General features: G+C 69.0%; 9 protein-coding genes and 1 pseudogene. 7 read left to right on the top strand and 3 right to left on the bottom strand.

The window, feature by feature from the left end; genetic code table 11:
- Positions 1-21 precede the first annotated feature (21 nt).
- Positions 22-516: pseudogene (gene dhaL, locus GB864_RS16765) on the bottom strand (dihydroxyacetone kinase subunit DhaL); the annotation flags it as partial.
- Between the two features lie 45 nt (positions 517-561).
- A complete protein-coding gene (gene dhaK, locus GB864_RS16760) occupies positions 562-1,563 on the bottom strand; it encodes a dihydroxyacetone kinase subunit DhaK (protein WP_160426834.1) in 1,002 nt (333 codons plus the stop codon).
- Between the two features lie 280 nt (positions 1,564-1,843).
- Here dhaK and GB864_RS16755 point away from each other — a divergent pair, with 280 nt between their 5' ends.
- Positions 1,844-2,560 carry an MIP/aquaporin family protein gene (locus GB864_RS16755; protein ID WP_236779208.1) on the top strand — a complete coding sequence of 239 codons (717 nt, stop codon included), beginning with the start codon at positions 1,844-1,846 and terminating at the stop codon, positions 2,558-2,560.
- 104 nt (positions 2,561-2,664) lie between these two features.
- Positions 2,665-4,188 carry a glycerol kinase GlpK gene (gene glpK, locus GB864_RS16750; protein ID WP_160426832.1) on the top strand — a complete coding sequence of 508 codons (1,524 nt, stop codon included), beginning with the start codon at positions 2,665-2,667 and terminating at the stop codon, positions 4,186-4,188.
- Positions 4,189-4,258: 70 nt separating this feature from the next.
- On the opposite strand, the gene trpD is transcribed toward glpK, so the two are convergent.
- A complete protein-coding gene (gene trpD / locus GB864_RS16745) occupies positions 4,259-5,311 on the bottom strand; it encodes an anthranilate phosphoribosyltransferase (protein ID WP_160426831.1) in 1,053 nt (350 codons plus the stop codon).
- Positions 5,312-5,431: 120 nt separating this feature from the next.
- Here trpD and ctaE point away from each other — a divergent pair, with 120 nt between their 5' ends.
- The 5 genes from ctaE to GB864_RS16720 are packed head-to-tail and all read left to right on the top strand — an operon-like array spanning position 5,432 to position 10,530.
- A complete protein-coding gene (gene ctaE / locus GB864_RS16740; RefSeq protein ID WP_160426830.1) occupies positions 5,432-6,076 on the top strand; it encodes an aa3-type cytochrome oxidase subunit III in 645 nt (214 codons plus the stop codon).
- A gap of 38 nt (positions 6,077-6,114) precedes the next feature.
- Positions 6,115-6,909, top strand: coding sequence for a cytochrome bc1 complex diheme cytochrome c subunit (gene qcrC, locus GB864_RS16735; RefSeq protein WP_160426829.1), 795 nt, complete (start codon positions 6,115-6,117; stop codon positions 6,907-6,909).
- Between the two features lie 32 nt (positions 6,910-6,941).
- Positions 6,942-8,015, top strand: coding sequence for a cytochrome bc1 complex Rieske iron-sulfur subunit (qcrA, locus tag GB864_RS16730; protein ID WP_160426828.1), 1,074 nt, complete (start codon positions 6,942-6,944; stop codon positions 8,013-8,015).
- Positions 8,012-9,619 carry a cytochrome bc1 complex cytochrome b subunit gene (gene qcrB, locus GB864_RS16725; RefSeq protein ID WP_236779207.1) on the top strand — a complete coding sequence of 536 codons (1,608 nt, stop codon included), beginning with the start codon at positions 8,012-8,014 and terminating at the stop codon, positions 9,617-9,619. The genes qcrA and qcrB overlap by 4 nt, the downstream gene beginning before the upstream one ends.
- A 29-nt stretch (positions 9,620-9,648) precedes the next feature.
- Positions 9,649-10,530: a putative RNA methyltransferase gene (locus GB864_RS16720; protein ID WP_160426827.1), complete on the top strand. Its 882-nt coding sequence runs from the start codon at positions 9,649-9,651 to the stop codon at positions 10,528-10,530.
- The last annotated feature ends 100 nt before the right edge of the window (positions 10,531-10,630 follow it).

Genomic DNA, 10,630 nt, shown 5'->3' with positions numbered 1-10,630 from the left:
ACAGACGTACGCTCATCCGATCTCTTCGGCGGCGTCGGCCGCAGCCGCGAGCACGGCCGCCGCGTCCGCACCGGAGTCGGCCGCTGCAGCGGCCGCGTCGACCGCGGGGGTCCAGGCATCCACCATCGTCTTGTCGCCCGGCTCGGCGCGGCCGCGCGCGACGATGCCGTCGCGAGCCGCCGCGAGCACGGCAGCCGTGAGCGGACCGTCGAGCGAGACTGCGCTGCCCGCCGCCGTGGATGCCCGCAGGTACGCCGTGCCGTAGAGCGGACCCGCCGCACCGCCGACCGTCGAGATGAGGGTCGTGGCGATCAGTTTCAGGACGTCGCCCGGCGTCGAGCCGGCCGGCAGGTCGTCGAGCTTCGCGATGACGGCGGTGAATCCCCGATGCAGATTCTCGCCGTGATCGCCGTCGCCGATCTCGCGGTCGAGCGTCGTCAGCTCGGCACGGTGCTCGGTCACGGTGTCGGCGCTCCGGCGCGTCCAGTCGACGGCCCAGGTGATGTCAAGCCCCACAGTTCCTCCTCGCTCAGGGTCGGGTTTCGGGATCGGGTCGCCGCCTCAGCGGCCCCACCGCAGCGCCGGCGTCTGCACGGGCGCGTCCCACAGCGCGGTGAGCTCGTCGTCGAGCTTCAGCACGGTGATCGAGGCGCCCTGCATGTCGATGGCGGTGATGAAGTTGCCGACGAGGGAGCGCTCGACGGCGATCCCGTGGTCGGCGAGCACCTTCGCGGCGTGCCGATAGACGACGTAGAGCTCGGAGAGCGGCGTGCCGCCCATGCCGTTGACGAACAGCAGCACGCGATCGCCCGACACGAAGGGCAGGTCTTCGATGATCGGCCCGATGAGGCGATCGACGAGCGAGTCCGCCGATTCGATCTTGATGCGCTCGCGGCCGGGCTCGCCGTGGATGCCGATGCCCACCTCGACCTCGTCCTCGGCGAGCGTGAAGCTCGGCTGCCCGTCGTTCGGGTTGATGCACGGCGTGAGCGCGAGCCCCATCGAACGGACGTTGTCGTTGACCTTCTCGGCGATGCCGGCGACCTCGTCGAGCGAGCCGCCCGCCTCGGCCTTCGCGCCGGCGATCTTCTCGACGAGCACCGTGCCGCCGACGCCGCGCCGGCCGGCCGTGTAGAGGGAGTCCTTGACCGCGACGTCGTCGTTCGTGACGACCGCGCGCACCTCGATGCCGTCCGCCGCCGCGAGGTCGGCCGCCGTTTCGAAGTTCAGCACGTCGCCCGTGTAGTTCTTCACGATGTGCAGGACGCCCGCTCCGCCGTCGACCACCTTGGTCGCCGCGAGGATCGGGTCCGGCGTGGGCGACGTGAACACGGCGCCCGGCACCGCCGCGTCGAGCATCCCGATGCCGACGTAGCCGCCGTGCAGGGGCTCGTGGCCGCTGCCGCCGCCCGAGACGATGCCGACCTTGCCGCTCACCGGCGCGTCGGCGCGCACGATGTAGAGCGGGTCGGCGTGGAAGGCGACGAGGTCGCCGTGCGCCGCGACGAATCCTTCGACGGATTCGGGGACGAAATCGACCGGGTCGTTGATGAGCTTCTTCACTGGAATCCCCTTCCCCCTGGATGACCGCCCGCCGAGCGCCACTGCATCGGCGCGGATGCGGCATCCGAGGCAACGCTACGCCCAACGGGTCGCCCACGGGTAGCGACGCGGAGGCGAGCTTGCGCGCTCTCCCGGCGAGCCGTTCCCGAGAGCGCGCTCCGTGAGTATGTTTGGAGATATCCGCACCGGGGGGCGCGATCTTCCTGGGGCATTTGCGAAGGGGGAAGACAAGGTGGTCAATCTCGGAACGGTGTTCCTTTCCGAACTCGTGGGCACGGCGATGCTGGTGCTCCTGGGTTGCGGCGTGGTCGCCAACGTGGCTCTGGCGAAGACCAAGGGCTTCAACGGCGGCTTCCTGATGGTCAACATCGGCTGGGGTCTCGCGGTGTTCGCCGGTGTCATCGTCTCGTACGCGTCCGGCGCGCACCTGAACCCCGCAGTGACCCTGGGCCTCGCGACCAAGATCCTCGCGGCGGACGGCGGCGGGGACTACGTCGAAGGCGTCCCGGTGGACTTCGTCTCCACGATCACCTACATCGGCGCGCAGCTCCTCGGCGCGATCATCGGTGCGGTCGTCGTGTGGCTGGCCTACAAGCAGCACTTCGACGACGAGCCCGAGCCCGCCAGCAAGCTCGGCGTGTTCTCGACCGGCCCGGCGATCCGTTCCTACGGCTGGAACTTCGTCACGGAGGTCATCGGCACGTTCGTGCTGGTGTTCGTCATCATCGGCTTCTCCAACGGCGGCACGCCCGCCGAGCTCGGCGCGATCCCGGTCGCCTTCCTGGTGATCGTGATCGGCACCTCGCTCGGTGGCCCCACCGGGTACGCGATCAACCCGGCCCGTGACCTCGGGCCGCGCATCGCGCACGCCTTCCTGCCGATCAAGGGCAAGGGCGGCAGCGACTGGAGCTACTCGTGGGTGCCGGTGTTCGGCCCGATCGTCGGCGGCGTGATCGCCGGCCTCGCCTCGATCCCGCTCCTGCCGATCCTCGGTTGAACCCTCGTCGGGCCGGGCGCGAACCGCCCGGCCCGACATCCGAAACACCCCGGCGAGGGGCGAGGATGCCCGTCGCCTGAACCTCCGAAGGAGTTGCACGCATCATGGCCGACTACATCATCGCGATCGATCAGGGCACGACCTCGTCCCGCGCGATCGTCTTCGACAAGGCGGGCTCGATCATCTCGACCGGCCAGCTCGAGCACGAGCAGATCTTCCCGAAGCCGGGCTGGGTCGAGCACGACCCGATGGAGATCTGGGCCAACGTCCGCGAGGTCATCGGCCTCGCGCTCGCCAAGGCCGAGCTCACCCGGCACGACATCGCCGCAGTCGGCATCACCAATCAGCGCGAGACGGCCGTGGTCTGGAACAAGAAGACCGGCCAGCCCGTCTACAACGCGATCGTCTGGCAGGACACGCGCACCCAGGACATCGTCGACCGGCTCGCCGCCGACGGCGGCGTCGAACGCTTCAAGCCGATCGTCGGGCTGCCGCTGGCGACCTACTTCTCGGGCACGAAGATCGTGTGGATCCTCGAGAACGTCGAGGGCGCGCGCGAAGCCGCGGAGGCCGGCGACCTGCTCTTCGGCACGACCGACTCCTGGGTGCTCTGGAACCTCACCGGAGGCGCCGAGCACGACGGCGTGCACGCGACCGACGTCACGAACGCGAGCCGCACCCTCTTCATGGACCTGGAGACCCTGCAGTGGCGCGACGACATCCTCGAGGTCTTCGGGGTGCCGAAGTCGATGCTGCCGGAGATCAAGGCCTCGAGCGAGGTCTACGGAACCGTCGCGTCGGCGAGCCTGCTGCGAGAGGTGCCCGTCGCGGGCATCCTCGGCGACCAGCAGGCCGCGACGTTCGGCCAGGCCGCGTTCGACACGGGCGAGTCGAAGAACACCTACGGCACCGGCAACTTCCTGATCTTCAACACCGGCACCGAGATCGTGCACTCGAAGAACGGCCTGCTGACGACCCTCGGCTACAAGCTCGGCGACGACGCGCCGCACTACGCGCTCGAGGGTTCGATCGCCGTGACGGGCTCGCTCATCCAGTGGCTGCGCGACAACCTCGGCTTCTTCTGGAGCGCCCCCGAGGTCGAGGCGCTCGCGAAGTCGGTCGACGACAGCGGCGGCGCGTACTTCGTGCCGGCCTTCTCGGGCCTCTTCGCACCGTACTGGCGCGCGGACGCCCGTGGCGCCCTCGTGGGCCTCACCCGCTACGTCAACAAGGCGCACATCGCCCGCGCCGCCCTCGAGGCGACGGCGTTCCAGACCCGCGAGGTCATCGACGCGGTCAACGCCGACTCGGGCGTGACGCTCGCGGAGCTCAAGGTCGACGGCGGCATGACCGCCAACGATCTGCTCATGCAGTTCCAGGCCGACATCCTGGGCGTCGACGTCGTCCGTCCCGTCGTCGCGGAAACGACGGCGCTCGGCGCGGCCTACGCCGCCGGACTCGCCGTCGGGTTCTGGACGTCCCTCGACGACCTGCGCGCCAACTGGCAGGAGGACCGGCGCTGGACGCCGAACCTCGGCGAGGCCGATCGCGAGCGCCGGTTGCGCCAGTGGAAGAAGGCCGTCACGAAGACCTTCGACTGGGTCGACGACGACACGCGCGATTCCTGAGCCGCTCGAACGCCCGCGGGGCGGGGCATCCGATCACTGGATGCCCCGCCCCGCGGGCATTCGCGTCGAGTCAGCGGCGGGTCGCCGCGATCCACTCGTCGAGCTTGGCGAGCGCCGCACCGGAGTCGACGACCTCGGCCGCGTCGGCGATCGCCGAACGGAAGCGGTCGAGCAGCGGCAGCTGGAACGTCGACGGGTCCTTCGCGAGCCGGAACGAGACGAGGCCCGCCGCCGCGTTGAGGAGCACGATGTCGCGCACGGGGCCGGACGCCCCGGCGAGCGTGGCCCGCACGATCTCCGCGTTGTGCTCGGGGTCGCCGCCCTCGAGGTCGGCGATGCGCGCGCGCGGCAGCCCGAGGTCGCGCGGGTCGAGGTCGTGCTCTTTGACCGTGCCGCCGGAGACCTCCCAGATGTGGCTGTGCCCCGTCGTGGAGAGCTCGTCGAGTCCGTCGTCGCCGCGGAACACGAGCGCGGTCGCACCACGAGTCTGGAAGACGCCGACGATGAGCGGCACGCGGTCGAGGTGCGCGACGCCGACGGCCGATGCCTCAGGGCGGGCCGGGTTGCACAGCGGACCGAGGAAGTTGAAGACGGTCGGGACGCCGAGGGCGCTCCGCACCGGTCCCGCGTGCCGGAAGCCCGGGTGGAACGCGGCGGCGAAGGCGAACGTGATGCCGGTCTCGTCGAGCACGGCCGCGACGCGCTCGGGCGGCAGCGCCAGATCGATGCCGAGGGCCGCGAGCACGTCGGAGGAACCCGACTTCGAACTCGCGGCCTTGTTGCCGTGCTTGACGACGGGCACGCCCGCCGCTGCGCACACGATCGAGGCCATCGTCGAGACGTTGACGGTGCCGTAGCGGTCGCCGCCGGTGCCGACGATGTCGAGGCCCATCGGGTCGACGGACAGCGGCAGGGCGTGGTCGAGGATGGCGTCGCGGAAGCCGACGACCTCGTCGACGGTCTCGCCCTTCGCCCGCAACGCGACGAGGAATCCGGCCAGCGCTGCCGGGTCGGCGGCGCCGGTCATGACCTGCTCCATGGCCCAGGAAGCCTGAGCAACGCTCAAATCCTCCCCTTCGAGCAACGCGGTGAGCAGAGTCGGCCAAGTCGGCTGTTCGGGCATGCAGACATCGTAGACCCCTGATTCACGGCGGATTCTCGGAGGACTTCCCGCTCGTTTCCGGATGCCTTGTGGTCGGATCGACCACCGGATGTCCGAAAAGCCCGTCGGGTTTCGGCCATAATGGACTGCGTGACGAGCACCCCAATCACTCAGCAGGCCAGCGCGCCCGTGATCAACCGGCCGAACAGCGTCGCGGTCGGAACGATCGTGTGGCTCGGCTCCGAGGTCATGTTCTTCGCAGGCCTCTTCGCGATCTACTTCACCCTCCGGTCCACCTCGCCGGATCTCTGGGAAGCGCAGACGAGCCTGCTGAACATCCCGTTCGCGACGGCCAACACGATCATCCTCGTGTCGTCCTCCTTCACCGCCCAGTTCGGCGTGTGGGCGGCCGAGCGGATGCAGCCCTACCGTCAGGGCCGCAAGCTCGGCATGACCGAGTGGTTCCTCATCAGCTTCGTCCTCGGTGCGATCTTCGTCGCCGGACAGGTCTTCGAGTACGCGACGCTCGTGAGCGAGGGCATCTCCCTCAGCTCCGACGCCTACGGCTCGGCGTTCTACCTGACGACCGGCTTCCACGGCCTCCACGTCACCGGCGGTCTGCTGGCGTTCCTCTTCGTCATCGGCCGTGCCTACGCCGTCAAGAACTTCGGCCACAAGGAGGCGACGAGCGCCATCGTCGTCTCGTACTACTGGCACTTCGTCGACGTGGTGTGGATCGGACTCTGGTTCGTCATCTACATCCTCCCGTTGGTCGCCGGATACTGAGCCGCCGCGTACGCATGCCCCTCGACAGGAAGCCCCAGATGAATCGCTCGAAGCCGCGTCGCACCGGCCGCAGACACCCGCTCGCAACCGTCGCCCTGATCGCGCTCGGCCTCGTCTTCACCGGCGGCGGCTACGCGGCGTTCAGCTCGTCGACCGCGCAGGCCGAAACCGTCGCGAACTCGCAGCAGACGATCGACGAGGGCGAGAAGCTCTTCCAGGCCAATTGCGCCACCTGCCACGGCACCGGCGCCGTCGGCACGGACGCCGGCCCCAGCCTCGTCGGCGTGGGCGCCGCGGCGGTCGACTTCCAGGTCGGCACCGGCCGTATGCCCATGCAGATGAGCGGCCCGCAAGCCCAGGTCAAGCCCGTCCAGTTCACCGACGAGCAGACCAAGCAGCTCGCGTACTACGTCGCCTCGCTCGGCCCCGGCCCGGACATCCCCTCCGACCACCTCAGCAACGGCGGCGGCGACGCCGCCAACGGCGCGGAGCTCTTCCGCATCAACTGCGCGATGTGCCACAACGTCGCCGGCGCCGGCGGCGCGCTCACCGAGGGCAAGTACGCCCCGCCGCTCACCGAGACGAGCGGTGTGCACATCTACGAGGCCATGGTCACCGGCCCGCAGAACATGCCGGTGTTCAACGACCTGAACATCTCCCCCGAGGACAAGCGCGACATCATCACGTACCTCAAGTACGTGCAGGACTCGACGCCCGTCGGCGGCTTCGAGCTCGGCTCGCTCGGCCCCGTCGCGGAGGGTCTGTTCATCTGGATCTTCGGGCTCGGCGCGATCGTCGCCATCACCGTGTGGATCACGGCGAAGTCGAACTGACGCGCAGCACCGAAAGCTGAAGAAGGAGAACCATGGCACAGGACGAGAAGAGCGGCACCGATATCGCCGCTGCGGGTTCGTCGCACGCCGAACACGAGCTCGTGAACGCCGGCACGGCGGTCATCGACCCCGACCCGTTCGAGAACCCGGGCTTCCCGCCCCACCGTCACCGCGTCACCGATGAGAACCCGAAGCGCGAGAAGCGTGCCCAGCGCACGGTCTACACGCTGTTCTACCTCTCGATCGTCGGAAGCATCTGGGCCGTCGCGGCCTACATGCTCTTCCCGATCGAGTCCGGCGACCCGACCGACATCCGACTGAACAACATGTTCTTCGGCATCGGCTGCGCGCTCGCGCTGCTCGCCATCGGCTTCGGCGCCGTGCACTGGGCGAAGTCGCTCATGTCCGATGTCGAGCAGGTCGACGAGCGCCACGAGATCGGCGGCTCCCCGGAGACGCAGGCCGCGGCCGCGAAGGTCTTCGCCGACGCCGATGAGGAGTCCGGCTTCAGCCGTCGCTCGGTCATCCGCAACTCGCTCATCGGCGCCCTGCTCGCGTTCCCGCTGCCGGCCGTCGTGGCCTTCCGCGGCCTCGCCCCGCAGGACCAGATCCCGGTGCCGCTGCTGTACCACACCATGTGGCGCAAGGGCACGCGTCTCGCCCTCGACCCGTCGGGTGCGCCGATCAAGGCGTCCGACGTGACGATGGGTTCCGCCTTCCACGTCATCCCCGAGGGCCTCGCCGAGCTCGAGCACGGCAAGCTCGAAGAGAAGGCGAAGGCCGCGGTGCTCCTCATGCGCCTCGACCCGAACGACCTGCACCCGAGCCCCGGCCGCGAGGACTGGGCGTACGACGGCATCGTCGCGTACTCCAAGATCTGCACCCACGTCGGTTGCCCGGTCGCGCTCTACGAGCAGCACACGCACCACCTGCTGTGCCCGTGCCACCAGTCGCAGTTCGACATCACCCACGAGGCTGCGGTCATCTTCGGCCCGGCCAAGCGCCCGCTGCCGCAGCTGCCCATCACCGTCGACGACGAGGGCTACCTCGTCGCCCGCAGCGACTTCACCGAACCCGTCGGTCCGAGCTTCTGGGAGCGTCATTGAGCACCGCAACACCGGCCACCGCAGCGCCCAAGCGGTCCTTCACCGCTTCGGCGGCGGTCTACGTCAATGAGCGCACGAGCCTCGCGGGCTTCGTCAAGGAGCTCGGCCGCAAGGCCTTCCCCGACCACTGGTCGTTCCTCCTCGGCGAGGTCGCCCTCTTCAGCTTCGTCGTCGTCTTCATCACCGGCACGTTCCTGACGTTCTTCTTCCAGGCCTCCATGGTCGAGGTGCACTACGACGGCTCGTACGTGCCCCTCAAGGGCGTCGAGATGTCGGCGGCGATGGCCTCGACGCTCGACATCTCGTTCGACATCCGCGGCGGCCTCTTCATCCGTCAGATGCACCACTGGGCGGCGCTGCTCTTCGTCGCGGCCATCGGCCTGCACATGCTGCGCATCTACTTCACCGGTGCGTTCCGCAAGCCGCGCGAGTTCAACTGGCTCATCGGATGGGTGCTTTTCGTCCTCGCGATGGCCGAGGGCTTCACCGGCTACTCGCTCCCCGACGACCTGCTCTCGGGCAACGGCCTCCGCATCATCGACGGCCTCATCAAGGGCCTCCCGCTCATCGGAACCTGGACCTCGTTCATGCTCTTCGGCGGCGAGTTCCCCGGCACCGTGATCGTCGGCCGCCTGTACTCGCTGCACATCCTGCTGCTGCCGGCGCTCGTGGCGATCATGATCGCGATCCACCTCGTGCTCGTCGTCGTGCACAAGCACACGCAGTACGCGGCTCCGGGCAAGACGCAGAACAACGCGGTCGGCCCGCCCATCCTCCCCGCGTACGCGGGCAAGGCCGGCGGCTTCTTCTTCATCGTCTTCGGCGTGCTCGCCCTCATCGCCTCGTTCTTCACGATCAACCCGATCTGGAACTACGGCCCGTACGACCCGTCGCCCGTGTCCGCCGGTACGCAGCCCGACTGGTACATCGGCTTCGCGGACGGCGCGCTGCGACTCGTTCCGCCGGGCTGGGAGTTCGTGCTGTTCGACCGCACCTGGTCGTTCAACATCATCGCTCCGGTCGCCGTCATCGGCATCTTCCTGGTGCTGGCGATCGCGTATCCGTTCATCGAGGCCTGGGTGAAGGGCGACAAGCGGGAGCACCACCTCGCCGACCGCCCCCGCAACGCCCCGACGCGTACCGCGATCGGCGCCGCCGGCGTCACGTTCTACGCAGCCCTCTGGGCGGCGGCGAGCTCGGACATCATCGCGACGCACTTCAAGCTCACGATGGAAGGCGTCATCCACGCCATCCAGGCGATCCTGATCCTCGGGCCGTTCATCGCGTACTTCATCACGAAGCGCATCGCGATCGGCCTGCAGAAGAAGGACCGCGAGATCGTGCTCCACGGCTACGAGTCCGGCCGCATCGTCAAGCTGCCCGGCGGCGAGTTCATCGAGGTGCACCAGCCCCTCGACGAGTACGACCGTTGGCGCCTGGTCAGCCAGGAGAGCTACGAGCCGCTCATGCTCCGTCCGAACGCGAAGGGCAAGATCACGGCCGGCATGCGCCTGCGCGCCTCGCTCTCCCGCTGGTTCTTCGAGGACCGCATCGCGCCGGTCACGAAGGCCGAGCTCGAGCAGTCGAAGCACGACCACCACTGATCGCACTGATCGACCAGTCCGGGCACCGCATGTCCATCTCCGAGATCTCGGAGTGGGTGCGGTGCCCGAACTGTTTCCACGACCTCGAGGTGGTCGCCTCGCGCACGCTGGGATGTGCGAACGGCCACCGGTTCGACCTCCACAAGCACGGGTACGCCACCCTGTTGCCGCCTCGGTCGCCGGCTCACCAGGGCGACAGCCGAGAGATGCTCGTCGCTCGCGACGCGGTGCTGGAGAGCGGCCTGTACGCGCCGATCGCCGACGCGGTCGCCGCGCTGGCGCGTGCGTCGCTGCGCGAGCATGAGGATGCTCCGCCCCGGCTCGTCGACTTCGGCTGCGGCACGGGGCACTACGCGCGAGCCGTCGCCACGGCGGCGCCGCACACGCCCGAGCTGCTCTTCACGGACCGCTCCCCCGCCGCCGTCCGTTGGAGCACGCTCGCGACGCCGGGCGCCGGGGGCGTCGTGCTCGACGTCTGGGCGCCGCTTCCGCTCCGCGACGGCATCGCCGACGTCGCGCTCGACGTCTTCGCACCGCGCAACCCGCCGGAGTTCGCTCGCGTGCTCCGTCCGGGCGGCACCCTCGTGGTCGTGGTCCCGCGCCCAGGTCACCTGGCGGAGCTCCGGGTCGAGGGCGCCATGCTCGACGTGCCGGAAGGCAAAGCGGACGCCGTCCACGCCCAGTTCGCACCCTTCCTCGAGCCGGCCGGCCTCGAGCGCGTGACTGCGCCCATCGCGCTCACGCCCGCGCAGGCTGACGCCGTGCGCGGCATGGGCCCTGCGGGGCACCACGCCGATCGTGCGCGCGCTGCGGGCGACCTCATTGCCGAACCGACGGTGTCGGCAACGCTCGACGTCGATGTGCTGGCGTATCGACGCCCAGCCGCGGGGGAATCAGCCCAGCACGGCTAGATGTGATGTCCAGGGACGTTGTTTCGGAACACGGCCTTGATCTGCTGAAAGGCGAAGACCTCCGGTTGTGAAGTGGAGCTGTTCAAGGAACCGCTTCGAC

It is taken from the genome of Agromyces seonyuensis, assembly GCF_009789225.1.
Taxonomy (GTDB): Bacteria; Actinomycetota; Actinomycetes; order Actinomycetales; family Microbacteriaceae; genus Agromyces; species Agromyces seonyuensis.
Note: the sequence above shows the minus strand (reverse complement) of the source record. Positions and strands in the feature narration are given on the sequence as shown.